The sequence below is a fragment of the Streptomyces sp. TOM-9 genome (genome assembly GCF_056858595.1).
This window is the reverse complement of the sequence record NZ_JBXEQB010000001.1, coordinates 3,678,362-3,703,984: the sequence shown is the minus strand read 5'-3', so window position 1 is coordinate 3,703,984 and position 25,623 is coordinate 3,678,362. Positions and strand designations below refer to the sequence as shown.

The 25,623-nt window shown below is 72.4% G+C and carries 21 protein-coding genes; 10 read left to right on the top strand and 11 right to left on the bottom strand.

Annotation, left to right across the window (positions count from 1 at the left end; all coding sequences use genetic code 11):
* Positions 1–12 precede the first annotated feature (12 nt).
* Positions 13–3,324 carry a S8 family serine peptidase gene (locus AC1VWI_RS17295; protein WP_499511911.1) on the bottom strand — a complete coding sequence of 1,104 codons (3,312 nt, stop codon included), beginning with the start codon at positions 3,322–3,324 and terminating at the stop codon, positions 13–15.
* Positions 3,325–3,729: 405 nt separating this feature from the next.
* Between AC1VWI_RS17295 and AC1VWI_RS17290 the strand changes: the two genes are divergently transcribed.
* On the top strand, positions 3,730–5,472 hold the full coding sequence (locus AC1VWI_RS17290) for a TIGR03767 family metallophosphoesterase (RefSeq protein WP_499511910.1): 1,743 nt from the start codon (positions 3,730–3,732) through the stop codon (positions 5,470–5,472).
* Positions 5,473–5,481: 9 nt separating this feature from the next.
* Here the strand turns inward: AC1VWI_RS17290 and AC1VWI_RS17285 are convergent, their stop codons facing one another.
* A complete protein-coding gene (locus tag AC1VWI_RS17285; RefSeq protein WP_499511909.1) occupies positions 5,482–6,456 on the bottom strand; it encodes a hypothetical protein in 975 nt (324 codons plus the stop codon).
* 247 nt (positions 6,457–6,703) lie between these two features.
* Positions 6,704–9,283, bottom strand: coding sequence for an aminopeptidase N (gene pepN, locus AC1VWI_RS17280; RefSeq protein WP_499511908.1), 2,580 nt, complete (start codon positions 9,281–9,283; stop codon positions 6,704–6,706).
* A gap of 160 nt (positions 9,284–9,443) precedes the next feature.
* Between pepN and AC1VWI_RS17275 the strand changes: the two genes are divergently transcribed.
* Positions 9,444–10,085, top strand: coding sequence for a mycothiol-dependent nitroreductase Rv2466c family protein (locus tag AC1VWI_RS17275; RefSeq protein ID WP_499511907.1), 642 nt, complete (start codon positions 9,444–9,446; stop codon positions 10,083–10,085).
* Positions 10,086–10,100: 15 nt separating this feature from the next.
* Here AC1VWI_RS17275 and AC1VWI_RS17270 read toward each other — a convergent pair whose 3' ends face one another.
* Together AC1VWI_RS17270 and AC1VWI_RS17265 are read right to left on the bottom strand one after the other, a co-directional pair.
* Positions 10,101–10,802, bottom strand: a complete 702-nt coding sequence (locus AC1VWI_RS17270) for an HAD family hydrolase (protein ID WP_499511906.1) — start codon at positions 10,800–10,802, stop codon at positions 10,101–10,103.
* A 51-nt stretch (positions 10,803–10,853) separates the two neighbouring features.
* Entirely contained in the window at positions 10,854–11,783 is a 930-nt protein-coding gene (locus AC1VWI_RS17265) for a carbohydrate kinase family protein (protein WP_499511905.1), read from the bottom strand.
* Positions 11,784–12,046: 263 nt separating this feature from the next.
* On the opposite strand from AC1VWI_RS17265, the gene AC1VWI_RS17260 reads away from it, so the two are divergent.
* Positions 12,047–12,640 (top strand): biotin transporter BioY, encoded by a 594-nt coding sequence (locus tag AC1VWI_RS17260; RefSeq protein ID WP_499511904.1) that lies wholly within the window; start codon positions 12,047–12,049, stop codon positions 12,638–12,640.
* Between the two features lie 66 nt (positions 12,641–12,706).
* Here AC1VWI_RS17260 and AC1VWI_RS17255 read toward each other — a convergent pair whose 3' ends face one another.
* On the bottom strand, positions 12,707–13,297 hold the full coding sequence (locus tag AC1VWI_RS17255; protein ID WP_499511903.1) for a hypothetical protein: 591 nt from the start codon (positions 13,295–13,297) through the stop codon (positions 12,707–12,709).
* 336 nt (positions 13,298–13,633) lie between these two features.
* On the opposite strand from AC1VWI_RS17255, the gene AC1VWI_RS17250 reads away from it, so the two are divergent.
* Entirely contained in the window at positions 13,634–15,349 is a 1,716-nt protein-coding gene (locus tag AC1VWI_RS17250; protein ID WP_499511902.1) for a serine/threonine-protein kinase, read from the top strand.
* Here the strand turns inward: AC1VWI_RS17250 and AC1VWI_RS17245 are convergent.
* The gene (locus AC1VWI_RS17245) at positions 15,313–16,776 is read right to left on the bottom strand and encodes an amino acid permease (protein WP_499511901.1); all 1,464 of its coding nucleotides are present in this window, start codon (positions 16,774–16,776) and stop codon (positions 15,313–15,315) included. The genes AC1VWI_RS17250 and AC1VWI_RS17245 overlap by 37 nt on opposite strands.
* A gap of 141 nt (positions 16,777–16,917) precedes the next feature.
* On the opposite strand from AC1VWI_RS17245, the gene AC1VWI_RS17240 reads away from it, so the two are divergent.
* Together AC1VWI_RS17240 and AC1VWI_RS17235 are read left to right on the top strand one after the other, a co-directional pair.
* Complete coding sequence (locus tag AC1VWI_RS17240) at positions 16,918–17,406, top strand: ribose-5-phosphate isomerase (RefSeq protein ID WP_499511900.1); 489 nt, start codon at positions 16,918–16,920, stop codon at positions 17,404–17,406.
* A 7-nt stretch (positions 17,407–17,413) separates the two neighbouring features.
* Complete coding sequence (locus AC1VWI_RS17235) at positions 17,414–18,229, top strand: Fpg/Nei family DNA glycosylase (RefSeq protein WP_499511899.1); 816 nt, start codon at positions 17,414–17,416, stop codon at positions 18,227–18,229.
* A gap of 80 nt (positions 18,230–18,309) precedes the next feature.
* Here the strand turns inward: AC1VWI_RS17235 and AC1VWI_RS17230 are convergent, their stop codons facing one another.
* Positions 18,310–19,539 (bottom strand): GNAT family N-acetyltransferase, encoded by a 1,230-nt coding sequence (locus AC1VWI_RS17230; protein ID WP_499511898.1) that lies wholly within the window; start codon positions 19,537–19,539, stop codon positions 18,310–18,312.
* Positions 19,540–19,667: 128 nt separating this feature from the next.
* On the opposite strand from AC1VWI_RS17230, the gene AC1VWI_RS17225 reads away from it, so the two are divergent.
* Positions 19,668–20,810 (top strand): PP2C family protein-serine/threonine phosphatase, encoded by a 1,143-nt coding sequence (locus AC1VWI_RS17225; protein WP_499511897.1) that lies wholly within the window; start codon positions 19,668–19,670, stop codon positions 20,808–20,810.
* Here AC1VWI_RS17225 and AC1VWI_RS17220 read toward each other — a convergent pair.
* A complete protein-coding gene (locus tag AC1VWI_RS17220; RefSeq protein ID WP_499511896.1) occupies positions 20,791–21,957 on the bottom strand; it encodes an acyltransferase family protein in 1,167 nt (388 codons plus the stop codon). The two genes, AC1VWI_RS17225 and AC1VWI_RS17220, sit on opposite strands and share 20 nt — an antisense overlap.
* Before the next feature lie 450 nt (positions 21,958–22,407).
* On the opposite strand from AC1VWI_RS17220, the gene AC1VWI_RS17215 reads away from it, so the two are divergent.
* Complete coding sequence (locus AC1VWI_RS17215; RefSeq protein WP_361795409.1) at positions 22,408–22,602, top strand: hypothetical protein; 195 nt, start codon at positions 22,408–22,410, stop codon at positions 22,600–22,602.
* 67 nt (positions 22,603–22,669) lie between these two features.
* Here the strand turns inward: AC1VWI_RS17215 and AC1VWI_RS17210 are convergent, their stop codons facing one another.
* On the bottom strand, positions 22,670–23,674 hold the full coding sequence (locus tag AC1VWI_RS17210) for an asparaginase (protein ID WP_499511895.1): 1,005 nt from the start codon (positions 23,672–23,674) through the stop codon (positions 22,670–22,672).
* A 117-nt stretch (positions 23,675–23,791) separates the two neighbouring features.
* Between AC1VWI_RS17210 and AC1VWI_RS17205 the strand changes: the two genes are divergently transcribed.
* Together AC1VWI_RS17205 and AC1VWI_RS17200 are read left to right on the top strand one after the other, a co-directional pair.
* Positions 23,792–24,244 carry an Lrp/AsnC family transcriptional regulator gene (locus AC1VWI_RS17205; protein WP_499511894.1) on the top strand — a complete coding sequence of 151 codons (453 nt, stop codon included), beginning with the start codon at positions 23,792–23,794 and terminating at the stop codon, positions 24,242–24,244.
* An 81-nt stretch (positions 24,245–24,325) separates the two neighbouring features.
* Positions 24,326–25,237, top strand: a complete 912-nt coding sequence (locus AC1VWI_RS17200; RefSeq protein WP_499511893.1) for a glutaminase — start codon at positions 24,326–24,328, stop codon at positions 25,235–25,237.
* On the opposite strand, the gene AC1VWI_RS17195 is transcribed toward AC1VWI_RS17200, so the two are convergent.
* The gene (locus AC1VWI_RS17195; RefSeq protein ID WP_499511892.1) at positions 25,234–25,608 is read right to left on the bottom strand and encodes an arsenate reductase family protein; all 375 of its coding nucleotides are present in this window, start codon (positions 25,606–25,608) and stop codon (positions 25,234–25,236) included. The two genes, AC1VWI_RS17200 and AC1VWI_RS17195, sit on opposite strands and share 4 nt — an antisense overlap.
* Positions 25,609–25,623 lie beyond the last annotated feature (15 nt).

The window sequence follows — 25,623 nt, the reverse complement described above, 5'->3', positions numbered from 1 at the left end:
CGTGGCCGCGGTTCAGCCCGCGTTGACCTTGTTGATCAGCACGCTGCCGGTGCCGGCGGCGGTGCCGTCGGCGTTGAGCAGCTGGACCTCGCCGAAGAACTGACGTCCCTCGGGAGCCGGGGCCGCGACCAGGACGTTCGCCGCGACGTTCGCGGAGGCGCCGTTGGCCAGCGGCACGGTCGCCGCCTCGTCCACGGACACCGAGCCCAGCGTCGTCGAGTAGAAGACGTCGCGGTAGTCGTACTCGGTGGTGCCGGCCGGGACCGAGTACCCGTCCACCGTGATGGTGTACGTGCCGGCCGCCGGGTTGGCGATGCTCACGGCCTCCTCCGAGTCGCCGTCCGCGGACTGGCCGACCACCGCGCCGTTGAGGGACACGGTCAGGTCGAGGTCCGCGGAGGTGTCGGAGGTGCCGCCGATGGCGACGTCCAGGCGGGACGCGCCCGCGGGGACGACGACCGTGCTGGTGACGCTGTCACCGTCGGCGATCGTCTTGCGCGCCGCCGCGGCGGAGCCGAGCGCGCCGCCCTTCAGCTTGCCCTGCACCGGGGCGTAGCCGTTGGTGACCTTCCACGACACCGGGGCGGCGGTGCCGACCGTGGCCTCCTCGACGGTCTGGACCTCGGGGTCGAAGGAGACGCCGAGCGCGGTCGCGGTCAGGTTGTACGGGTTGTTCAGCACCGGCGAGGTACGGCGCGCCTCGACCTCGATCTCCCACACGCCCGGGATCGGGTTGGCGTAGGAGCGCAGGTCGGGACGGCACCCGTTGGTGGTGGTGTAGTTCGGGTAGCAGAACGTCGTCGTGGTGTTGTCCGCCGGGACGCCCCACGGGGTGATCGCGATGAAGCGCGTCTGGCTGCCGGTGGCCAGGCCGCCCATCTTGACCTCGAGCGTCTTGGCGCCCTCGGGGACGGTCACGAAGTAGGACGTGGTGCCGTTGCGCTGCACCGAGCCCGACGCCTTGACCGCGAACGACGGCTTGGCCTGCGCGGAGGCCACGACCACGGTGTTGAGGATCTGCTGGTCGGTGCCGCGCGTCGAGGGGTCGTCGACCGTCAGGATCGCGCTGTGCAGACCGGTGGAACCGGGCTTGGCCTTGACGCGCACGGTCACCGGCTTGTTCAGCGGCAGCCGCACGTCGTCGCCGTCGGCGAAGCGGAAGGTGCCGTCGTTGTTCACCCAGTCCAGGTCGTGCCGGATGGAGCGGTCCGGACCGGTGGTGCGGGTGATGGTGACGTCGTACGTCTTGCTCTGACCGGCCTTCAGGCCGCCCTCGCGGTCGTAGATGCCGGTGCCGTAGCCCGGGGTCGCCAGGAACTGCGACAGGGCCGTGGAGACCGGGGCCTTGACCGTGTAGGTGTGGGCGCCGGCACCGGCCCTGATCAGGCGCCAGGCGTCCTCGATGTCGATCAGGCCGGAGCCCTGGGCATACGCCGGGACGTCCTTGATCTTGTGCGCCGTGCTGGTCAGCGCGGTGCGCAGGGCCGCCGGGGTCAGCGCGATGCGGGCCTGCTTGGCCGCGGACAGCAGCAGCGCGGAGGCGCCGGCCGCCTGCGGGGAGGCCATCGACGTGCCCTGCAGCATGGCGTAGCCGGGCGGCAGGGTGTAGCCCGCCTCGGCGACCGGGCCGCCGGGCTCCCAGGTCGGGATGGTGTTGATGGAGGCACCCGGCGCGGAGATGATCGGCGCGAAGCCGCCGTCCTCACGCGGACCGCGCGAGGAGAAGGGCATCATGTCGTACGCCTTGGTCACCTGCGAGCCGTAGTTGGCCGCCCAGGTCTCCTTGGAGATGGTGGCGCCGACGCTCAGGACCTTGTCGGCCAGGCCGGGGTCGCCGATGGTGTTGGCGCCGGGGCCGCTGTTGCCGGCCGAGATGACCAGCTGCACGCCGAAGTCGTCGATGAGGCGGGTGTACAGCTGCGCGCGGACGTTGTTGCCGTCGTTCAGCGCGGGCAGGCCGCCGATGGACATGTTGACGATGTCCACACCGCGGTTGACCACCAGGTCGATCATGCCTTCGGTCAGCGCCACGTTGGTGCAGCCGCCGGACCAGGTGCAGGCGCGCGACGAGACGATCTTCGCGCCCGGCGCCGCGCCGTTCATCTTGCCGCCGAACAGGCCGTTGGCGGAGGTGATGCCCGCGACGTGGGTGCCGTGCTCGGACTCGATGACGCCGATGTTGACGAAGTCGGCCTTCTTGCCGACCCAGGTGCCGCCGTACGGGTCCGTGGGGACGTCCTTGCGGACCTGCACCACGAAGGGGATACGCTCGGAGATGGCGGTGGCGGGGTTGTCGGTGCCGAAGTAGCCGATCTGGAAGCCGTCCTTGTACGGCTTCATCTCGGCGTCGTCGGCGAAGTCCCCGTTGTCGTTCAGGTCGAGGCGGACGGTGCCCTTCGCCGGGTCGTACAGCACGCCCCAGTAGTCGGCGGTGTCGCCGTCGCGGTTGAGGTCACCGGCCATGTCGCCACCGACGGTGGCGGACTCGAAGAAGACCGTGACCTGCTGCGTCGCCTCGGGGGCGGTCCAGGTGCGGCCCTGGTAGGTGACGCGCGGACCGTTGGTCATGCGGCGCCAGGTGGCGTCGCCGTCGGTGATCGGGTCGGTCGCGGTGACCCAGTCGACGATCTTGCGCTCGCCGGTCGTGGTCTTCTGCAGCGCCGGGTGGCCGAGGTCGACGCCCGAGTCGAGGATGCCGATGGTGACGCCGCGGCCGTCGGCCTTCGGGTTGTCCTTGACGAAGTCCACCGCGCCGGTCTCGAAGGCCGGCTGGTAGGGGTTCGTCGCCGGGGTCTTCGCGTCGGGACCCGGGTAGGTGGTGGAGCCGTGGCCGTGGCCGTGGCCCTTCGAGGACCCCTTGCCGCCGTCGGCCGACGGGGACGGGTCGTCGAGGACGATCTCCTGCTTGAGGTCGATCGCCTGCACCGACGAGAGCTTCTGCGCCGCCGTGATCGCCGCGTCCGCCTTGCCCGTCGGGACCGTGGCGCGGACGTAGCCGAGGTTGTCGTAGGTCCGGTCCACCGACGCGCCCTTGAGCGCGCCGAGCTCGTCCGAGACCTGCTCGGTGGAGCCCTTCTTGGTGGCGATCATGAGGGTGACGTTCTTGTCGCCACCGGCCTTGGCCTCGGCGAGCAGTTCGGCGTCGGCCGTTCCGAGCTTGTCGTGCGCGGTCTTGACCGCCGCGTCCGCCGGGTCGCCGGTCGTGTCGGCGAAAGCGGTGGAGGCGGAGATTCCGGTCGTCGTCAGCGCGGCCACCAGGCCCGCCGCGAGCGCGACACGGACCACGCGTCTCTTCCCGCGTATGTGATCGAGAGACATGGGCATCCTGTTCAAGATTTGGGCGCCAGTTGACCGACACATTGCGCCATCCGCGGGGTTGTTGGGGAGTGCCGTAGATGGCGTAAGACCGACATGACGCGAATACGTCAAGAAGCCGGGACCCGTCACGGGGCGCGAAGCATCCCGAACCGGCCCATTGCGTCCGGCCGTCCGGTGATCCGCGGCTCGCGAGGGCGCGCGGCGCCGGGGCGGTCGGTGAACACCGGATGAGCGTCCGGCCGCCTGCGGACCGGCCGCCGGTGACCGGCGGGAGGACTGCTGATCCATGTCCGGAGATGGGTGCCGGACGTTCCGTTTCCGTTGCACCGCAGGCCATCCCGGGTGCCAACGATCCGGTGAGGAGCGGCACCGCGGTGCCGCCGCAGCCACCGTCAACCGGGGGAACCCGCCATGCCTGGTCCCGTGTCCGCTGCCGTCCTCAGCCGCCGCAATGTCCTGATCGCCTCGGGTGTGACCGCCCTGGGCGCGGGGCTCGGTTTCGCCCTCGTCCCCGGTTCGGGCGACGCGAAGGCGCAGCCGCCCGGCACCGAACCCGGCGCCGAACCCGCCTCCGGTGCCGCCCCGTCGGCACCGTCCGCTCCGGCCGCCGCCGAGCCCTTCACCGCCGGCACGACCCTCCAGTCCGTCGCCTCGCCGCGCGGCAGCGGGGGCTATCGCCGGCTCGCCGACGGCCCGGGGTGGAAGCGGGTCGTCCGCACCGAACTGGGCGCCGCCAAGAGCGGCCGCACCGGGCGCCGTACGCCCCTGTCCTGCTTCGTGCACTTCACCGACCTGCACCTCACGGACGTGCAGAACCCGCAGCGTTACGAGTTCCTGCGCTCCGCCGCCTCCACGGGCTGGCGTCCCCAGGAGGCGCTCACCAACACCGGCGCCGTCTCCCTGGTCGAGCGGGTCAACGCCCTGCGGCACGGGCCCGCCACCGGCACGCCCATCGGTTTCGTCATGACCACCGGCGACAACACCGACAACAACTCGCGGATCGAACTGGACTGGTTCCTCACGGTGATGAGCGGTGGCCGCTTCACCCCCGACTCCGGCGACCCGGGCCACTACGAGGGCGTCCAGGACTCCGGGCTGAAGGGCTTCTGGCAGCCGGACGCCGCCCTGCGCGACGTCGACAAGGCGCTCGGCTACCCCCGCCTGCCCGGTTTCCTGGCCGCGGCGGTCCGCGAGCTCAACAGCCCCGGGCTGAACGTCCCCTGGTACTCCACCATCGGCAACCACGACCAGCTGTACGGGGGTTCGTACGCCGCCTCGTCCTTCTTCCACGACCTCGCGCTCGGCTCACGCAAGTTGTTCTCGCTGCCTGCGGCCGAGGCCGAAGCCGTCAACGCGTTCCTGCGCGAGGGGCCAGACCCCCAGGGCGCCCGCTTCCGCCAGGCATGGAACCGCTACAAGTCCGGCGCCCGCACCGTCACCCCCGACGAACGCCGGGCACCGGTCACCCCGCGCGAGTACATCGCCGCCCACCTGGACCCGGCGCACGCCGGCGCCGGTCCCGTCGGCCACGGCTACACGACGGCCGAACTCGACTCCGGCCTGCTCCACTACACGTTCCGGATCTCCGACGGCGTGCTCGGCGTCAGCCTCGACACCACCGACCGGGGCGGCGACTACCGCGGTTCCCTCGGCACGGCCCAGATGGACTGGCTGGACCGGACGCTCACCACGCACGCCGACGACACGGTCCTGGTCTTCAGCCACCACGCCAGCTGGTCGATGACCAACCTGATCCGCGACCCCGCCCGCCCCAGCGAGCGGCGGCACGGTGGCGACGAGGTGCTCGCGCTGCTCGGCAGGCACCGCAACGTCGCCGCCTGGATCAACGGGCACAGCCACAAGAACAAGATCGTCCCGCACGGCACCTTCTGGGAGGTCTCCACCGCCTCCCACGTCGACCACCCGCAGCTGGCCCGGATCGTCGAGCTGACCGACAACCACGACGGCACGCTCTCGCTGCTCTGCACGCTCGTGGAGTCCGCGGCCCCCTACCGCACCGACTTCACCGACCTGTCGCAGACCGGACTCGCCGCCCTCTACCGCGAGCTCGCGTTCAACTCCCCGGGAGCCCGCGCGACGCTCTCCGGAGAGCCGGGCGACCGCAACGTGGAGCTGCTGCTGAAGAAGCGCTGACCGCCGCGCTCACCGCGGGAGCACCACCACCCACGACGCGGGGTCGCGGTCGGTCGCGGCCATCAGGGCCGTACGGACGACGGTGGCCTGCTGCTCCAGGGACTCCCGCAGCTTGCGCGGCGTGATGTGCACGACCGAGATGCCGAGCCGCTCCAGGTGCTCGCGCTTGCGGGCGTACTCGCCCCACAGGGCGTCGTCCTCCTGCCGGGGCACGCGGGCGTCGAGCTCCACCGCGACCGCGTGCTCCGGCCAGTACGCGTCCACGCCGCCCAGGTGCGGGCCGCCCGGCAGCCGCAGGTCGACGTTCCACAGCGGATCGGGCAGCCCGAAGCAGCGCACCATCGTGTACAGCCGGCTCTCGGCGATCGCCCGGCCCTCGGCCACCAGCGCGTCGACCGCCTCGACCACGTGCGGCCGGGACAGCAGACGGGCCCGGCTCAGCTCCCCGACCAGCGCGGTCGCCTCGCAGTGGCCGCCGCGCACCGCCTCGGTCAGCACCTGGCGGACCGCCCGGGCGTCGTCCAGCTCCTCCACCGCGTCCGCCAGCGCCCGGGGCAGCGGCGCGCACGGCATGCCCTGCACCTCCCGCGGCCGGGGCAGCGCGGTGGTGCGCACCAGCCCCACGTCACCCACGGCGCGCAGCCTGCGCTGCCGGGTCACCAGCAGGTCGATCCGGTCCAGGCCGACCAGCGGCGGCACCGAGGAGAAGCGGTGCAGGGCGAGCGCCGCGAGGCCCGTGACCATCGCCTCGCGGCCCGCGTAGAGCAGAGCCGCCCGGACCCGCTCGTCGCCGGTGGGCCGCCCGCGGTGCAGGACGTACACCCGGGGCAGCACCTCCTGCCAGGGGCCGCCGGGACGGCAGCGCTCGGCCAGCGTCTCGGGGGTGACGCCGTGCTCCCGCAACTGCCGGGCCGACAGCACCGTCGGCCGGGTACGGGAGAGGTGGTCGAGGGGGCGGGGGCTGAGGGGGATGTTGTGGTTCATGCCGGGTGGATTCCCGCATCCCTCAGCGAGCCTAACGGCTGTTACCGTACCGTCGACAAATGCGGACATCCCCGCACTAAAGTTCAGACGTTCGGTTGCCGAGTGCCATTTTTCACCTATCCGGGTGACCGGCCTTGCCTCACCTGCTCCCCGGCCCTGGCGATGCTGCCGCACCACCGGGGCCGGGCGGTACCCCACGTACGCCATTGGGGTGACCGGTCACCTGTTCCCTTCCGGGAGGGAGGCCTCAGACCGCCCCCGCCGCCGCGTCCCGCTCCTGGGCCCGCAGCGCCCGCGCGAGGTCGTCACGGCACTCGGCGACCAGCCGGCGCAGCGCCGGCGGCGCGTCCGCGTGCCCGTCCAGCCAGGCGTCGGCGGCGTCGAGGGTGGCGGGCCGGTCCTGGTGGTGCGGGAAGAGCCCGCGGACGACCGCCATGCCGATCTCGATCGAGCGCTCCTTCCAGACCCGCCCGATCACGTCGAAGTAGCGGTCCGCGTAGGGGGCGAGCAGCTCGCGCTGGCCCGCCTGGTCGAAGCCCGCGATGGTGGCCTCGACGAGCGCGTTGGACAGCGCGTCGGACTCCACGACCGACGCCCAGCACTGCTCCTTGACGGCCACGGAGGGCCGCGCCGCCAGGCAGCGCACCTGGTGCCGCTTGCCGGAGGCGGTGTCGTCCCGGGCGAGTTCCGCCGCGACGGCGGCCTCGTCGGCAGCGCCGGCGGCGGCCAGCGCTTCCAGGAAGGTCCAGCGCAGCTCCTGGTCCACCTCGAGCCCGTCGATCTTCTCGGTGCCGTCGAGCAGCCCACGCAGCACGTCCGCCCCGGCGTCCCCGGAGGCGACGGCCGCGTAGAAGCGGGCCCAGGCCAGCTGGTGGCCGCTGCCCGGGGCCGCCGCGCGCAGCTCGCGCAGCGCGCCGTCCGCCAGCTCGCGCCCGCCCTGCCCGCGCCAGGCGGGTGCCGCGTAGTCGTGCAGGGCCGTACGGGCCTGCATGTGCAGCCCCTGCAGGACGCCGATGTCGGTCTCGGCGCCGGCGAAGCGCAGCACCAGGCCGAGGTAGTCGCGGGCGGGCATCAGGCCGTCGCGGGTCATGTTCCACACCGCGGACCAGGCCAGGGCGCGGGCCATGGGGTCGGTGAGCGAGCCCAGGTGCCCCCGGACCGTGGCCAGGGAGTCCTCGTCGAAGCGGATCTTGCAGTAGGTCAGGTCGTCGTCGTTGACCAGCACCAGGTCGGGCCGCTCCGCCCCGGCCAGCTCGCCCACCACCGTGCGCGGGCCCGCGACGTCGGTCTCGGCGCGCGCGTAGCGTTCCACGGTGCCGTCCGCGGTGTGCCGGTAGAGCCCCACCACGACCCGGTGCGGGCGCAGCTCGGGGTGCGAGCGCGCGGCCTGCTGCACCACGGCCAGCTCGGCGATCCGTCCGTCGGCGTCATACGTCACCTGCGGGGTCAGCGAGTTGACGCCCGCGGTCTGCAGCCAGGACCGGGACCACCCGGCCATGTCGCGCCCCGAGGTCTCCGCCAGCACCGACAGCAGGTCGCCCAGCTCGGTGTTGCCGTAGGCGTGGCGCTGGAAGTAGCGGCGCGCGCCCTCCAGGAAGGCGTCCCGCCCGACGTAGGCGACCAGCTGCTTGAGCACGCTGGCGCCCTTGGCGTAGGTGATGCCGTCGAAGTTGAGCTTGGCGTCCTCCAGGTCGCGGATGTCGGCCGTGACCGGGTGGGTGGAGGGCAGCTGGTCGGCGCGGTAGGCCCAGGCCTTGCGGCGGTTGGCGAAGGTGATCCAGCCCTCCTTGTAGCGGGTGGCCTCCACCAGCGAGAACGCGCCCATGAAGTCGGCGAAGGACTCCTTCAGCCACAGGTCGTCCCACCACCGCATGGTGACCAGGTCGCCGAACCACATGTGCGCCATCTCGTGCAGGATGACGTTCGCCCTGCCCTCGTAGGACGCCTGGGTGACCTTGCCGCGGAAGACGTACTCCTCGCGGAAGGTGACCAGCCCCGGGTTCTCCATCGCGCCGATGTTGTACTCGGGCACGAAGGCCTGGTCGTACTTCCCGAAGGGGTACGGGTAGCCGAAGTGGTCGTGGAAGAAGTCCAGGCCCTGCTTGGTGACGGTGAAGATCTCCTCGGCGTCGAAGTGCCGGGCGAGGCCCCTGCGGCACAGCGCCCCCAGCGGGATCTCCAGTTCGGAACCGTCCGGCAGCGCGCGCCGGTAGGTGTCGTGGACCATGTGGTACGGCCCGGCGACGACGGCCGTGATGTACGTGGAGATCGGGCGGGTCGGCGCGAAGCGCCGGGTCTCGCCGCCGTCGGAGACCCCGGTGACACGCTCGTTGCCCAGCACCACCCAGGACTCGGGCGCGGTGACGGAGAAGGTGAACGGCGCCTTCAGGTCGGGCTGCTCGAAGTCGGCGAAGACCCGGCGGGCGTCGGCCGGCTCGTACTGCGTGTAGAGGTAGACCTCGCCGTCCTCGGGGTCGGTGAAGCGGTGCATGCCCTCGCCCGTCCGGCTGTAGGCGCACTGCGCGTCCACGACCAGGACGTTCTCGGCGGCCAGGTCGTCCAGCGCGATCCGCGTCCCGTCGAAGACCACCGCGGGGTCCAGTTCCCGGCCGTTGAGCGTCACCGACGTGACGGAGGGCGCCAGCAGGTCCGCGAAGCTGGACGCGCCGGGCTCCGTGCAGCGGAACCTGACGGTGGTCACGGACCGGAACGTCGGCTCCTGCGGACGCAGCGCCGACCGCAGGTCGAGGGCGACCTCGTAACCGTCCACGGCCAGCAGCCGTGCCCGCTCTCGGGCCTCGTCACGCGTGAGGTTCTCACCGGGCACGGGGTCTCCATCCTTCGCACGCCGTCGTGGGATCTGTCTTGTGGACGCCACGCATCTTCGCACGTCGGCCCTGACGACGGCGCACGGGAATGGGGATGGCACCGGGGGCGTTGCGCGTTGCGGACCACGTGTCACCGCATCATGCCCAGAGGAGAGAACCGTGACCGAGACCACGACCACCCCCACCCCGGTGGACTTCTGGTTCGACCCCGCCTGCCCTTGGGCGTGGATGACCTCACGCTGGATGCTGGAGGTGGAGAAGGTGCGCCCCGTCGAGGTGCGCTGGCACGTGATGAGCCTCGCGGTGCTCAACGAGAACCGTGACGAGCTGCCCGAGCAGTACCGGGAGTTCCTGACCACGGCCTGGGGCCCGGTCCGCGTCTGCATCGCCGCCGAGCAGAAGTACGGCAGCAAGGTGCTCGGCCCCCTCTACACCGCGCTGGGCACCCGTATCCACAACCAGGGCCTGGGACACAAGGACCACGACGTCATCGTCGCCGCCCTGGAGGAGGCGGGCCTGCCCGCCGACCTCGCCGACTTCGCCCGCAGCGACGCCTACGACGAGGAGCTGCGCGCCTCCCACCAGGAGGGCATCTCCAAGGTCGGCCAGGACGTCGGCACCCCGGTCATCGCGGTGCCCGGCGCCGACGGCGAGCAGATCGCCTTCTTCGGTCCGGTCGTCACCCCGGCGCCCAAGGGCGAGGCCGCGGCCCGCCTGTGGGACGGTACCCTGCTCGTCGCGTCGACCCCCGGCTTCTACGAGATCAAGCGGACCCGCGACCAGGGCCCCGTCTTCGACTGAGGCGGCCAGTCCGGTTCAAAAGTGCCGGAGCAGTTCGGGGAAGGCCGTCAGCCGCAGCACCCGCCCGTCGGCCGGGTCGAGCTCGGACTGCTCCAGCACCCAGGTGTTCTCGTTGGGGATGAACACCGCGCTCATCCCCGCCTCGCGCGCGGGCAGGATGTCCGACTTCGGGGAGTTCCCGATCATCCAGCTCCTGCCCGGCGCGTAGCCGTACTCCGCCAGCAGGGCGCGGTAGGTGTCCGCGGCCTTCTCCGGCACGATGTGCACCCCGCGGAAGCGGTCCGCCAGCCCCGAGGCGGCCACCTTGCGCGCCTGCTCCTCCTCGTCGCCCTTGGTGAGCAGCAGCAGCTCGTGGCGGGTGCCCAGCTCCTCCAGCGTGCTCGCCACACCGGGCATCAGCTCCACCCGGTGCTCCACGAAGGCCACCGCCAGCTCGTCCACCCGCCGGAGCTCGGCCTGCGTGACGGGCCGCTCCCGCAGCCGCTCCAGGAGCTCGCCGAGGCTGCGCAGGAAGACCTTGCTGCCGTAGCCGTGGACGACCGCGTTCGCCGCCTCGATCTCGTTGAGCAGCGCCCTGATCTGCGCGCGGTCCAGGACGGGATGGTCCACCCAGTCCAGGAAGTCCTCTATGACCCGCTCGAAGACCACGTTGTTCTCCCACAACGTGTCGTCCGCGTCGAAGACCAGTACCTGTCCGGTCAGCCGTGCCTCGTCCATCCCGCGAGGGTATCCAGCACCTGCCGCCGGAGGCCGCGCATTTTCCGCGCGCTACGCGTGCCGTCCGGCGAGGGCCGCGTCCAGCTCCGCGCGGGACGGCGGATCGGCGCCCACCCGCGTGCAGTTGAGCGCCGCGGCCGTGACGCAGCGCTCCAGTACCGCGGCGAGCCCCTCCCGCGAGGCCGGGACGCCCTCGCCGGCGATCGCGTCGAGCAGCGCCGCCTGGAAGGCGTCGCCCGCGCCGATGGTGTCGACGACGTCGACCTCGGGCGCGGCCACCCGTACGAGGGCGCCGTCGGTCACCGCGAACGCGCCGTCCGGACCCAGCGTGACGACCGCGAGCCGCGGCCCCTCGGCGAGCAGCGCCCGGGCGGCCTCCTCCGGGGCGAGCCGCGGGAAGAGCCACGCCAGGTCGGCGTCACTGGCCTTGACCACGTCCGTGACCCCGGCCAGCCGCAGGCACGCCCGGCGGTAGGCGAGCCGGTCGGGCTGGACGGCCGGCCGCACGTTGAGGTCGGCGACGACGGTGCGCCCCGGCAGGGCGTGCAGGTCGCGGCAGAGTTCCAGCACCCGCGTCGCACCCGGTTCGACCACCGCGGCCAGCGAACCGGTGTGCAGCACCGCGGTGTCCGCGGGCAGCGGCAGCCGCTCCGGGTCCCACGCGGCCAGGAAGTCGTAGGAGGCGGAGCCGTCCCGGTCCAGGTAGGCCATCGCCAGTGTGGTGCGCCCGGCCGGGCTCGTGGCGCGGACGACCTCGACCCCGGTGGACTCCAGGTGCGCCCGCACCAGCTCGCCGGGCGGGTCGTCGCCCCACGTGGTGACCAGGGTGGTGGGCCGCCCGAGCCGGTGCAGGCCGACCGCGACGTTGGCCGGGCTGCCGCCCGGCACGGGGGTGACCTGCCGCTCCCCGGAACGCCACAGCAGGTCGACGAGGACCTCGCCGACGACGCCGACGCGGGAGGGGGAGGACGGAGCGCTCATGCGGGCAGCATAGGAGGCCGTCGTACGGGCGCCGGAGCGGTGTCCGAGCGGTGCCGGACCCGGCCGGTGGCGCCGCTCCGGCGGCGATTGGAGAAACCCCACTAAGGCCCGGGTGACGAAGCTCACGCCCGGCGCCGCATCCTTGTAGGAAGCCGACCAACGCCGTGATCAGGCCTTTGTGATCGGCGGACGATGATCGGCGGGGGCGACGCGGGTTAACGTCACGGTGTCCCGAACCGACCCTCACCCCGCGGAGTCACCCGATGGCCAGCGCAGTTCCCGCCGCTTCCGCCGTACGGACCCACCCGGTCCTCGCCGACCTCATCCCCGCGTCGCGGTTGCGCGACGTGGCACTCGTCACCGGTGGCGCCGTACTGACCGGTCTGGCCGCGCAGTTGTCGGTCCCGGTCCCCGGGTCGCCGGTGCCCGTGACGGGCCAGACCTTCGCCGCGCTGCTGGTGGGCACCGCCCTCGGGGCTCGCCGCGGCTTCCTGGCGCTCGCGCTGTACGCGGTCGCCGGTGTCGCCGGCGTGCCGTGGTTCGCGGAGGGTTCGTCGGGCGCGGCGGCGCCGAGCTTCGGCTACATCCTCGGCATGGCGCTGGCGTCGGCGCTCGTGGGCGCGCTGGCCCGGCGGGGCGCGGACCGCAGCGTGTGGCGGATGGCCGGCGTCATGGTGGCCGGCAGCGCCGTCACCTACGCCGTGGGTGTCCCCTACCTCGCGCTGGCCGCGCACCTGACGCTGGGCCAGGCCGTGGCGCTGGGCCTGACCCCGTACCTGATCGGCGACGCGGTGAAGGCCGCCCTCGCCATGGGCGCGCTGCCCGCCGCCTGGAAGCTGGTCGGCCGGCGCGACTGACCGGTCACGACCTGCGACGCACCCGGGTGGGGGCGGGGCGAAGGCCCCGCCCCCACCCGTTCTCCTTCAGTGCCGCGGCGCCGGCCCGCGCCGGGTCAGCCACAGGCCCGCGCCGCCCGCGGCCAGCAACAGGCCGCCGCCCAGCAGGAGGACGGCCGTGCGGCCGGGAGCGCCGGTGTCCGGCAGCGTGCCGGGTGCGGAGGGACTGGCGCCCGCGGAGGTGTCGGGGCCGAAGGGCACGTTGTCGGTGCCCAGCAGCAGCGGGGTGTCGGGTGCGTTCGGAGTGGGCTTGCTGGTGCCGAACGGGACCGGTCCCTGCTGCCACAGCAGGGTGCCGGTGTCGCCGAGCATCACGGGCAGGCAGATCTTGCCCTTGCCCTGGAGGTCGTAGGTCGCGGACACGGTGTAGGTCTTGCTCTTCCCCGCGGCCAGTTTCCCGACGGCGCAGCTGAATCCGCTGTTGGAACCGTCCGGGAGCTGCGCCTTCGGAATCGGGTTGCAGCCCTGCACGGCGGTCACCGCGAGGGCGTCGAAACCGACCACCAGGAGCCTGAGCCGAGGGGACTGCGCGTCACCCTTGTTGACCACCCGGGCCGTGATCGAGGTCTTTCCGGTCGTGTTGTCGACGGAGATCCTGGACGGCAGTTCCGTGCTCACCTTCACCCCGGCCGGGGCGCTCGGACCAGGCGTACCCCCCTGGCCGCTGCCCGGCACGGGCTCGGCACCGTACACCGGTCCGGCGAACGCCAGCGCCAGCACCGCGGCCGCCGCGGCCGATTTCCGAACATGAATTCGCCGATTGAAAAGGCGCATTGTTCTTCCCCCTTCTGCCCCGCATCAGCGGTATCTGAAGAGAGGTACCACAAGATTCCGGGCAACTATGCTGTCATGGTGGCAAGTTCATACTTCTGTCCCGGTCCCCGCGTGAATTGCGGGCCACCGGACAGGAATTGAGGGGCATGGGGAATTCTTCCCGCAGTGGGGAGTCCGGGCATGGTGGGAAATGCGGGTGGTGAGGTGCGCGGCCGGCTGGTGGCCGGCCGCTACCGACTGGGGGAGCCGATCGGCCAGGGCGGCATGGGCCGCGTCTGGCGGGCGGTCGACGAGGTGCTGGACCGGCAGGTCGCGGTCAAGGAGATGCGACTGGACGACATGGAGGCGGAGGACGCCCGGGTCCGTCGCGAGCGCAGCCTGCGGGAGGCGCGCGCCACGGCCCGGATCGACCACCCGAACGTGGTCCGGATCTACGACGTGGTCCAGGAGGACCACCGGCTCTGGATCGTGATGGAACTGGTCGACTGCCGGTCCCTGGAACAGATGCTGGCGCAGGACGGCCCGGTGGACGTGGCCGAGGCCGTGACGATCGGAACCGGGCTGGCCCGCGCGCTGCGCGAGGTGCACGCGGTCGGCGTGCTGCACCGCGACATCAAGCCCGGCAACGTGCTGATCGACACCCGGGGACGGGTCGTCCTCACCGATTTCGGCATCGCGGCGATCCAGGACGCCACGGCGCTGACGATGGCCGGGATGCTGGTCGGCTCGCCCGACTACATGGCCCCCGAGCGCGTGGAGGGCCGTCACCAGGGCCCGCCCTCGGACCTGTGGTCCCTGGGCGCGACCCTCTGCGCCGCCCTCGAGGGCAGGTCCCCGTTCTCCCGGGCCACCACCCTGGCCACTCTCCACGCGGTGCTCTACGAGGAGCCCCTGCTGCCGGCCGGCGCCGGGCCGCTCCACGGCGCCCTGGCGGCCCTGCTGCGCAAGGACCCGGCGGAGCGGATGACCCTGGACGGCCTGGACGAGGCGCTCGCGGCCCTCGCCGCGCCCCCGGGCGGGCCGACCGTCGTCACCCGGCAGGCGCCGCCGCCCCCGGAGGAGGGGCACACCCCGACGCTTGCCGTCGGACGGGCCGCGCGGGAGCCGGCCGCCGGGCCGGAAGCGGCGCCGGAGCCGCAGGACGCCGTCCCGCCGGGCTGGGAGCGCCGCGTCACGGAGGCATCACCGGCGCCAGGACCGGAACCGGCGCCAGGACCGGAACAGGGCCCCGGACCGGAACAGGGCCCCGCGGTGCCGCCGGTGCCCCCGGGCCCCTCGCGCCCCCCGGCCTCCTCACGCCTCCGCCGGGTGGCCCTGCTGACCGCCGCGGGAGCGGCCGCCGCGGCCGTCGCCGTCACCGTCGTCCTGCTCACCGCGCCGCGCACCGGCCATCGGGAGGGCCCCGTCGTCGCGGGCACCAGCCGTCCCCCGTCCACCGGAGCCACCTCGTCCACCGGCACCTCGACCGGCACGCCCGCCCCCGGGGAGCGCAACGAGACCGGCTTCGCCTGGGAGCCGCCGCGGGGCTGGACGCGCAGCGCCAAGAGCCCGTCCAACGTCCACTACCACGCCCCGGACGGACAGCAGGAGATCGCCGCCTCGTACGCACTCGCGCGGGGCGGCGATCTCCTGGAGCAGTGGCGCGCCTTCGAGGCCGGTTCCCACGACGTGCCCGGCTACCGGAAGACCCGGCTGGAGCGGACGTCGTTCCGCGGTCGGCCCGCCGTCGTGTGGGAGTACGCCTTCACCCAGGCCGGCGCGCCCTGGCGGGCGCGGCAGCTCGGCTTCACCGAAGGAGGCAAGTCGTACCAGCTGAACGTCTGGTACGCGGCTTCGGCCGGGTCCGCCGCGCTGGCCGCCTACGACCGGGTGGGGGAGTCCTTCCGGCCCTTGTGAAGCAGTTGGCGCACCACCGCGACGGCGACCACGCCGAGCCCCACCAGCACCGAGACGACCACCTGGTCCCGGCCGCCGCCGTCGGCGGTGTCGGTGAGCATGTAGCCGAGCACGAACACGATCATGGCGATCGTCGCCCAGGTCAGGTACGGGTACAGCCACATCCGCACCCGCAGCCGCTCCGGGGCCTCCTTCAGGATGATCTTCCGCATGCGCAGTTGCGAGAAGCAGATCACCAGCCACACGAACAGCGCGATCGCACCGGAGGCGTTGAGCAGGAAGAGGAAGACGGTGTCGGGGTACTTGTAGTTGAAGAAGACCGCGACGAAGCCGAAGACGACCGAGCCCAGGATCGCCGCCTGCGGCACACCGCGCCTGGTGGTGCGGGCGAACGCCTTCGGCGCGTCACCGCGCCGGCCCAGCGAGAAGGCCGTGCGCGAGGCCGTGTAGAGGCCGGAGTTGAGGCAGGACAGCACGGCCGTGAGTACGATCACGTTCATGATCTGGCCGGCGTGCGCGATGCCGATCGAGTTCAGCGCGGCGACGTAGGAGCCGTCCTTGGCGATCGACGGGTCGTTCCACGGCAGCAGCGACACCACGATGAAGATCGAGCCCAGGTAGAAGACGCCGATCCGCCAGATCACGCTGTTGGTGGCCTTGGTGACCGCGCGCTCGGGGTCGGCGGACTCGCCGGCGGCCAGTGTGACGATCTCGCTGCCCATGAAGGAGAACACGACCAGCAGCACACCGGTGAGGATCTTGCCGGGGCCGTTGGGGAGGAAGCCGCCGTGCGCGGTGAGGTTGCCCAGCCCCGCGGCGTCGTCGTGGCTGCCGGGCAGCACGCCGAAGACCGCGAGCGCGCCGAGCACGATGAAGCCGGCGATGGCCACGACCTTGATCCCGGCGAACCAGAACTCGAACTCGCCGTAGGAGGCCACCGAGGCCAGGTTGGTCGCGGTGAGCACGACCATCACGATCAGCGCCCAGCCCCACTGGGGCACGGCCGGGACCCAGCCCTCCAGGATCTTGGCCCCGGCGGTCGCCTCGACCGCCAGCACCACGACCCAGAAGAACCAGTACAGCCAGCCGATGGAGAAGCCGGCCCAGCGGCCCAGCGCACGGTCGGCGTAGGCGGAGAAGGAGCCGGAGGTGGGGTTCGCGGCCGCCATCTCGCCCAGCATGCGCATGACGAAGACGACCATGGTGCCGACGAGGGCGTACGACAGGAGGATGCCGGGGCCGGCGGCGGCGATGCCGGAGGCGGAGCCGACGAAGAGGCCGGCACCGATCACACCGCCGATCGCGATCATCGACAGGTGGCGGTTCTTGAGCCCGGCCTTCAGGCCCGAGCCGTCCTGCTGTTCCGTCGTGGCCTCGTGGGCCGCAGCGGTGGAGTCGGCCACTGGGGTGGGGGGACGTGTACTCATGGGGTGGCATGAAACACGGCCCGGCGCGGCCGTGGGAACCTTTGATTCCGTTTTGTTGTCCCATCCTCAAGCCACCCTCAAATCCCCCTCACGCATCACCCACGGCATGTCGCCCAGCGTGCCCGTGCGACACTCGTCCGTATGCGCGTGTACCTCGGTTCCGACCATGCCGGCTTTGAACTCAAGAACCACCTCGTGGAGTGGCTCGAGGCCAACGGGCACGAGCCCGTCGACTGCGGCCCGCACATCTACGACGCCCAGGACGACTACCCGCCGTTCTGCCTGCGCGCCGCGGAGCGCACCGCCGCGGACCCCGGCTCCCTCGGCATCGTGATCGGCGGCTCGGGCAACGGCGAGGCCATCGCGGCCAACAAGGTCAAGGGCGTCCGGGCCGCGCTCGCCTGGAGCCAGGAGACCGCGACCCTCGGCCGCGAGCACAACGACGCCAACGTCATCAGCGTCGGCGCCCGCATGCACACCACCGACGAGGCCACCAAGTTCGTCGAGGTCTTCCTCGGCACGCCCTACTCGGGTGAGCCGCGCCACACCCGCCGCATCGACATGCTCTCCGCGTACGAGACCACCGGCGAGCTGCCCCCGATCCCGCCGCACCACCCGCAGGAGGGCTGATCCGGGCATGCCCGAGGGGCATACGATCCACCGCCTCGCCGCGGACCACGAGGCACGCTTCGCCGGCCGGGTGGTCCGCGCGAGCAGTCCGCAGGGCAAGTTCTCCGACGGCGCCGCCCTCCTGGACGGCGCCGTGATGGAGTCCGCGGAGGCCCACGGCAAGCACCTCTTCCTGGGGTTCGGCCCGGTCGGCTGGGTCCACGTCCACCTCGGGCTGTACGGGAAGTCGGGCTTCGGCACCGGGCCGGGCGGGGCCCCCGTCGGCCAGGTCAGGCTGCGCCTGGCCACCGACGAGCACCACGCCGACCTGCGCGGGCCGACCGCCTGCGAGCTGATCACCGGGGCCGAGAAGCAGGCGATACACGACCGGCTCGGCCCCGACCCGCTGCGGCCCGCCGACACCGGGGAACGCGCCTGGGCCCGCGTGGCGCGCAGCCGCACCAGCGTCGCCGCGCTGCTCATGGACCAGAAGGTCGTCGCCGGCGTCGGCAACGTCTACCGCGCCGAGGTCCTCTTCCGCCACGGCGTCGACCCGTACCTGGCGGGACGCGACCTGGACCGCGCGCGGTGGGACGCGATCTGGGCCGATCTGGTGGCCCTGATGCGCGAGGGCGTGCGGAACAACCGCATCGACACCGTCCGCCCCGAGCACACCCCCGAGGCCATGGGCCGTGCGCCGCGCGTCGACGACCACGGCGGCGAGGTCTACGTCTACCGCCGTGCGGGGATGCCGTGCCACGTCTGCGGCACCGAGGTGCGCACCGCCTCCCTGGTGGCGCGCAACCTCTTCTGGTGCCCCGCCTGCCAGCCCGTCCGGGGCTGACTCCCCGCTCGGACCCGCGGCCGGCCGGGGACACGCCCAAGGGAGCGCCCCAGCCGGTGGACATGGCCCCGAGCGGGGACCTAGAAGCCGTGCGGCAGCCAGGGGGCGACGTCGCCGCCGAAAGCCACCGCGGCCTCCCGCAGCGCGCCCTGCCGAAGCTCCCGCACGCGTCCGGCCCGCGCCAGCGCGGTCAGCGAGACGTCGCCCAGGTAGGCCGCGCCCAGCTCGCGCACCGACAGCGCCAGGTCCGCGGCGTCCGTCGTCCGCTCGCACATGGCGCCCTTGGCGTCGCCGCCGAGCCGCCAGCGGCCCTCGTTCCAGGGGCAGAACGGGTCCGAGACCTCCAGTACGACGTCCAGCGGGGCAGCGTAGGTACGGGCCGACAGGGCCGCGCCCACCTCGACCGGGCGCAGCAGCAGCCCTTCCCTGACGCGCACGCCGCAGCGGCGCACGTCGTCGACCAGGTGCAGGACCGGGTCGTCGGCGGGACGGTTGCGCGCGGTGATGCGGCAGGTGAGGTCGATGCCGAACAGGTAGTGCCACAGGGCGGCGTATGTGTCCGGATCCAGTGCCTCCAGGTCGCGCAGCACCACCGTTCCGTCCGGTCCGGCTGCGTTCCAGGCGGACTTCACCGCGTAGCGCGTGTAGCCCCGCACCTCCCCGTCGCGCTCGGCGACCACGCAGAGCAGTTTCGACGCGCCGTCCCGGAACGCCTCCGGGTCGAGCACGCCCTTGCGCTCCCAGTTCGGCCGCCGCTCCAGCATGCCCGGCCGGGTGGGCACCCGCCGCGCGTAGACCTCCTCGCAGGCCGCCAGGGACTTCTCCGGGTCGGCGAAGCGCAGGGTGACCCCGTCGGCGCCCGCGGGCACGGTGAGGCCGGCGCGCAGGGTGTCGACCTCCAGGGTCGTCTGGCGGGTGGCGACCTCGTAGCCGTACCGGCCGTAGATCGCCGGCTCGGAGGCCGTGAGCACCGCCAGGGGCTCGCCCCGTTCGCGCACCTCGTCCAGTTGCCGCCGCATCATCGAGGTCAGCAGCCCGCGGCGGCGGTGCGTCGAGGCGACGCTGACCATGGTGACGCCGGCCGCCGGGACCACGGCGCCGCCCGGCACCGCCATGCGGAAGGAGAACGCCCCCGCGGTGCCGACGACCTCCGCGCCGTCCCAGGCCGCGATCGACCGGGAGAACTCGGTCACCCCGCGGTCGAACTCCCGCTCCTCCGTCGGCCAGACCGCGCTGCCGAACGCGCGTTCCAGCGTGCTGAACCACTCGTCCCACTGTTCGGACTCGAGAACCCGCAATTCCACCGTCATGTGCCCTGCCTACCAGTCGCCCCAAGGGCGGGCGAACGGTTTTCGCCGGTCATGGCGGCGAATCGGCGCACCATGAGGGGCACCTCCGATGCGGAGAACGGGTGAGGGTGGATAGGGTCGCCGGGAACATGGCACGACGCCCGGTAGGAGACGGATTCGGGGCCCGGTGGCGCAGGACGGTCCACCGGGCCCGCGTAGGCCTGCGCAAATCCGCCGTGGACTACTTCCGCGGCGACGCGGCCGACTGGCTCGCCCTGACCGTCCTGACGATCAGCGTCCCGCTGATCGCCTGGGCCACGGTGCTGGCGCCGCAATGGTGCCCGCCCACCACCCTGGTGCTGCCCGTCCTTGTCGGCGGCCTGCTGCTGCGCCCCTCCAGCCTCCTGCTGCTGTACGGGGCGAGCGCCGCCGCGATGGTGGTGGAGTCCGCCGTCCTCGGCCCGTACCGCGACGGCGTCGGCCGGGTGACCCCGGGCACCGTGCTGGTGGTGGCGGCCGTGGCGCTGGCCGGGCTGATCGTCGCGCAGTTCCGCGCCCGGGTCGGCGTGCCCTGGATGCGCGGCGGCACGATGCTCTTCGACCTGCGCGAGCGCATCCGGGTGCAGAGCAGGCTGCCGCGACTGCCCGACGGCTGGCACGCCGAGATGGCGCTGCGGCCGGCCGGCGGCCAGTCCTTCTCCGGCGACTTCGTGGTGGCCACCCGCACCTCGGGCGGGCGGATCCTGGAAGCCGTCCTCACCGATGTGTCGGGCAAGGGCATGGACGCCGGCTCCCGCGCCCTGCTGCTCTCCGGCGCCTTCGGCGGCCTGCTCGGCTCACTGCCGCCGCACGCCTTCCTCACCGCCGCCAACGGCTACCTGCTCCGGCAGAACTGGGACGAGGGCTTCGCCACCTCCGTCCACCTGGTGCTGGACGTGGAGACCGGCGACTACGAGCTGCTCTCCGCGGGCCACCTGCCGGGCATGCAGCTCAGCGCGGGCACCGGCCGCTGGGAGGAGAAGGCGGCCGAGGGGCCGCTGCTGGGGGTGTACGACGGCGCCGAGTTCAACAGCGTGAAGGGCACGCTGCGCTCCGGCGACGTCCTGCTGCTCTTCACCGACGGCCTGGTCGAGGCCGCCGGCCGCGACATCACCGAAGGCATCGACCGGCTCGTCGGCGAGGCCGACCGGTACGTCGCGCACGGCTTCCGCGGCGCGGCCTGGCAGCTGATCGAGGCGGTCGCCAAGGACGTCAACGACGACCGCGCCCTGCTCATCGTGTGCCGGGACTAGCCGCCGGCCGGAACGCCCAGGACATCTTCGGCTCCATCGCGAAGCGGAACAGCCGCTGCACCGGAGGGGTGCACAGCGCGGTGACCACCACGACGGCGATCGCGGTGACCGCGACCTGGCCCAGCGGGGTGTGGATCCAGTCGTGGTCGTACCAGCTGCCGAAGCGGGAGCCCTTGGCGAGGAAGCCGTGCAGCAGGTATCCGTAGAGCGTGCCGGCGCCGAGGGCCGTGAACCACATGCGGCGGCGCGGCACCCAGGCGAAGAAGCACACCGTCAGCGCCAGGGAGCAGCAGAACAGCGCCAGCGTCATGACCGGCCCCGTCCACCAGGGCGCGCCCAGCTCCTGGGCGCTCGTGCGGTGGTAGAGCCAGGCCCGGTCCATCCGGGGCACCACCCAGTAGGAGACGACCAGCGCGCCGAGCCCCGCCGGAACGGACAGCACGCGCACCACCCGGCGCCGGGCGAGGTGGAAGTGCTCCGCCTTCAGGCACATGCCGAGCACGAAGAAGGGCAGGAACTGCAGGACGCGCTGGAGTTCCAGGTCGTCGCCGATGGTCGGGGTGACGGACGCCAGGGCCGCGATCACCAGGGCGACCGCGACCGGCTGCCGGACGATGCGCCAGATGGGGGCGGTGAGACGCCAGATGAAGAGGGCGGCGAGGAACCAGGTGAGGTACCAGGGGTCGAGCAGGCTGAGCGGTTGCGGCGCCGCGTCGTCGGCCCAGTTCCTGAAGAGCGAGTAGGCGGCCTCGAAGAGCAGGTACGGGACGGCGATGCCGGTGATCAGTCTCCTGACGCGGTCCGGACGGGCGTCGAAACTCTTCGAGAAGTAGCCGGAGATGACGATGAACGCCGGCATGTGGAACGCGTACACGAGGATGTAGAGCGCACCGGCGGCCCTGCTGTGCCCGGTGAGCGGTTCCCAGGCGTGGCCCATCGCGACCAGGACGATCGCGAGGTACTTGGCGTTGTCGAAGAACGGGTCGCGCCCGGCGGAGGGCGCGGAGGCGGTGGCGGGGGCGGCGGACCCCGCGGGGGCGGCCGGCCCGGGGGCGGGGGCGGCTTCCGTGCGGGGAGCGGGGAGAACGGAATTCCCGGTCTGGGTCCTGCCGGGGGACAGGGTGTTCGTGCGGTGGGGCTGGAACATTTGATGCACCATAGCGGGCGCCTCTGCCTGAGTAAATTCTCGATCGGAATGGCGGTAGCGGCGCTGCTACCCCGGAATGCCTGTGTCATGCCACTGCCCGTTCCATGACGCTATGGGCAGTCATATAAGGGTTGAACGGGGCATATCGGCAGACGGGTTGACGTCTGTGCAGGTTTTTTGATGATCGTTTGTGTGGCAAGTGCATGTGCGGGGAAATAGTTTGGGGGAAATTCACTCGAACGTGCCGTGCAATTGCGAGATTGTCCTCATCCGAAGTGATCAGAAGTGATCGCGATGTCCTGCGTCACAGGTGTGCGACCCCGGCGCGCGGGGAAGGGGTGTCCCGCGGGGTCACGGTGTCGGTGGCAGGTGGCACGATGGACGTCGCGGGGGTGCGGCTGCGTTGCTCCCCCGGAACGGTGAGGCGTCAGACCGAGGATGTGATCCCCAGTGGCCATCTCCCTGTCCGTGGTGCTGTTGTTGGCGATCATCATGATCGTCCTGATAAGGGGCAAGACGCTCAAGGTCGGTCCGGCCATCGTCGCCGCGCTCTTCGGCTTCTTCCTTGCCTCCACGGGCATGGCGCCGGCGATCAACAAGTTCCTCGACTCGTTGGCGGACACCATCAACCAGATAAACCTCTGAGCGGTCCCCGTCACATGTCACAGGTCACCCGTCACCCGGCGCGGTGGCCGCGCCGGGTGACGGGGAGTCAGGCGACGGCCGGTGTGCGGTCCTCGGCCGTCCCGATGATGCGGCGCAGTGCGGCGGCCCGCTCCTGCGGGCCCCGGGCGGACAGCAGCGCCGCCAGTACGGCGATGCGGGCCTGCCCCGCGCGCAGCGTCCCGGCCAGCACACCGCCGGCCGCGACGAGGTCCACCGCGCCGCCCCCGGTGTACATCGGCGCCACCGGCCCGGCCGCCACCCGGGTGCTCACGGCGACCAGCACCCCGGCGTCGACCGCGCGGCGGACCGCCGCCACGAAATCGGGCGTCGCGTTGCCCGCGCCGGTGCCGACCAGCACGATGCCCTGGGCCCCCGCACCCAGCGCGGCTTCGAAGAGCACGGGGTCGGCGTCCACGTGGTGCATGACGACGTCGACGCGCGGAGCCGTGACGTGTGCGTCCGGCAGCGGCAGCGCCGCGGCACGCGGCCGCGGGGCGCCCCAGGCGATCTCGCCGAACTTCACCCGTCCCAGCGGCCGGCCCGAGGGGTCGGCGAAGGCCTGGACGTCCAGGGTGTGCGCCTTGACCGTGCCCCGGGCGGCGTGCACGAAGCCGCCGAAGGCGATGACCACGCCGATGTCCTCGCCGGTCGCGGCGGTCAGCAGCGCGTCGTAGAGGTTGCCCGCCGCGTCCCCGTCCACGGCGTCCAGCGGGAGCTGGGCGCCGGTGAGGACCACCGGGCGCCGGTCGCCGTGGTGGAGGTCCAGGAGGAAGGCGGACTCCTCCATGGTGTCGGTGCCGTGGGTCACCACGACGCCGTCCACGCCCGGGTCCGCCAGCACCTCGTGGACCGTCCGCAGCAGTTCCAGCTGGTGGGCGGAGGTCAGCCGCGAGCTGTTCACCGTGAACAGGTCGCGCACCGTCACCTCGACCCCCTCGGGGACCGCGCCCGCCGCCAGCACCTCGTGGCCGGCGGCCTCGGCCGCGTACCCGGCCCCCTGCCACCGGCTGGCGATCGTGCCGCCGGTGCCGATCACGACGATGTGCTTCACGTGTCCCTCACTCGCGTGTTCGCCTGACTCCTCCGCGGCAAGGATATGCGGTGAACCCCGGCACCGGATTGCCAATCAGCCCGCGTAGATCGGCCAGGCGTGGTATCTATCGCCCCCATGGACGCCATCGACAGAAGAATCTTGCGCGAGCTCCAGGCCGACGGCCGGCTCACCAACCAGGAACTGGCCGCCCGCGTCGGCCTCACCCCCTCCCCGTGCCTGCGCAGGGTGCGCCAGCTGGAGGAGGACGGGGTGATCCAGAGCTACCGGGCCGTCGTGGACCCGGCCGCCGTCGGCCGCGGCTTCGAGGTCTTCGCCTCCGTCGAGGTACGGCGGGACCGCGAGTCCGTCGCCGCCTTCGAGGAGCAGGTGCAGGCCATCCCCGACATCGTCGAGGCCTACCGGCTCTACGGCGCGCCCGGCTGCCTGCTGCGGATCGCGGTGGCCGACAGCGACGCCTACGAGCGCTTCTGGACCGAGAAGCTGATCGCCCTGCCGGGCGTGAGCGAGGTGAACTCGCAGATGATCATGAAGCGGATCAAGGGCCCGCAGGGCGTGCCGGTCGGCTAGGGCCAGCGTTCGCCGGGGTCCGGGTTCAATGTGCCGGTCGGCTAGGGCCAGCGTTCGCCGGGGTCCGGGTTCAATGGGCCGGTGGACTACCAGCGTTTCCTCGAGCAGGCCATGGCCGCGGCCCTTCCGGAGCTCGGCCGCGGCAAGGTCGCCGACTACATCCCCGCCCTCGCGGCCGCCGACGCCGGCGCCTTCGGCATGGCCCTGGCCACCGTCGGGGGCGAGGTCCACGGCGTCGGGGACTTCGCCGAGCCGTTCTCCGTCCAGAGCGTCTCCAAGCTCTTCACGCTCGCCCTGGCGCTCCACCACGGCGGCGACGCCCTGTGGCGCCGCGTCGGCCGCGAGCCCTCCGGCAACCCCTTCAACTCGCTCATCCAGCTGGAGACCGAGCAGGGCATCCCGCGCAATCCCTTCATCAACGCCGGAGCCCTGGTCGTCACCGACGCCCTGCTGACCCTCACCGGCGACGCCTCGGGCGCCGTACGCGAACTGCTGCGCGCCGAGTCGGGCAACCCTGCCCTCGCCACCGCCCCCGCCGTCGCCGCCTCCGAGGCCGCCCACGGCCACCGGAACGCCGCCCTGGCGCACTTCCTCGCGCACTTCGGCAACCTGCACAACCCCGTGGACACCGTCCTGGAGCACTACTACGCCCACTGCGCCCTCGAGGCCTCCTGCCGCGACCTCGCCCTCGCGGGCGGCTTCCTCGCCCGGCCCGGACTGCGCGCCGACGGCAGCCGGCTGCTGTCCCGCACCGACGCCAAACGCCTCAACGCCGTGCTGCTCACCTGCGGCACCTACGACGCCGCGGGGGAGTTCGCCTACCGCGTGGGCCTGCCCGGCAAGAGCGGCGTCGGCGGGGCCATCCTCGCCGTCCTCCCGGGCCGGGGCGCCCTGTGCGCCTGGAGCCCCGGCCTCGACCCGGCCGGCAACTCCGTCGGCGCCATGGCGGCCCTCGACGCGTTCACCACCGCCACCGGGCTGTCGGTGTTCTAGACGGAGCCCGGGGCGCGTCCCAGCGCGTCCCGCACCGCCTCCTCGGAGCGCGCGACCACCGCCGTGCCGTCCTCGGCGGTGATGATGGGGCGCTGGATCAGCCGCGGGTGCGCCGCCAGCGCCCCGATCCAGCGGTCCCGCTCACCCGGCTCGCGCGGCCACTCCTTCAGTCCCAGTTTCTTCGCCTCGGCCTCCTGGGTCCGCACGATGTCCCACGGCTCCAGCCCGAGCCGCTCCAGCACCGCCCGGATCTCGTCCGCGTCGGGCGGATCCTCCAGGTAGCGCCGCACGGTGTACTGCGCGCCCTCCTCGTCCAGCAGGTGCAGCGCGGAGCGGCACTTCGAGCACGCGGGGTTGATCCAGATCTCCATGCCGCCAATGTAGTG

Bases quoted from the DNA above. Each gene is read 5' to 3' on its own strand.
- AC1VWI_RS17250 (WP_499511902.1), top strand. From the start codon at position 13,634: ATGGTGGGAAATGCGGGTGGTGAGGTGCGCGGCCGGCTGGTGGCCGGC.
- AC1VWI_RS17225 (WP_499511897.1), top strand. From the start codon at position 19,668: ATGGCACGACGCCCGGTAGGAGACGGATTCGGGGCCCGGTGGCGCAGG.
- AC1VWI_RS17285 (WP_499511909.1), bottom strand. From the start codon at position 6,456: ATGAACCACAACATCCCCCTCAGCCCCCGCCCCCTCGACCACCTCTCC.
- AC1VWI_RS17265 (WP_499511905.1), bottom strand. From the start codon at position 11,783: ATGAGCGCTCCGTCCTCCCCCTCCCGCGTCGGCGTCGTCGGCGAGGTC.
- AC1VWI_RS17290 (WP_499511910.1), top strand. From the start codon at position 3,730: ATGCCTGGTCCCGTGTCCGCTGCCGTCCTCAGCCGCCGCAATGTCCTG.
- AC1VWI_RS17240 (WP_499511900.1), top strand. From the start codon at position 16,918: ATGCGCGTGTACCTCGGTTCCGACCATGCCGGCTTTGAACTCAAGAAC.
- AC1VWI_RS17220 (WP_499511896.1), bottom strand. From the start codon at position 21,957: ATGTTCCAGCCCCACCGCACGAACACCCTGTCCCCCGGCAGGACCCAG.
- AC1VWI_RS17230 (WP_499511898.1), bottom strand. From the start codon at position 19,539: ATGACGGTGGAATTGCGGGTTCTCGAGTCCGAACAGTGGGACGAGTGG.
- AC1VWI_RS17235 (WP_499511899.1), top strand. From the start codon at position 17,414: ATGCCCGAGGGGCATACGATCCACCGCCTCGCCGCGGACCACGAGGCA.
- AC1VWI_RS17195 (WP_499511892.1), bottom strand. From the start codon at position 25,608: ATGGAGATCTGGATCAACCCCGCGTGCTCGAAGTGCCGCTCCGCGCTG.
- AC1VWI_RS17295 (WP_499511911.1), bottom strand. From the start codon at position 3,324: ATGCCCATGTCTCTCGATCACATACGCGGGAAGAGACGCGTGGTCCGT.
- AC1VWI_RS17270 (WP_499511906.1), bottom strand. From the start codon at position 10,802: ATGGACGAGGCACGGCTGACCGGACAGGTACTGGTCTTCGACGCGGAC.
- AC1VWI_RS17260 (WP_499511904.1), top strand. From the start codon at position 12,047: ATGGCCAGCGCAGTTCCCGCCGCTTCCGCCGTACGGACCCACCCGGTC.
- AC1VWI_RS17245 (WP_499511901.1), bottom strand. From the start codon at position 16,776: ATGAGTACACGTCCCCCCACCCCAGTGGCCGACTCCACCGCTGCGGCC.
- AC1VWI_RS17205 (WP_499511894.1), top strand. From the start codon at position 23,792: ATGGACGCCATCGACAGAAGAATCTTGCGCGAGCTCCAGGCCGACGGC.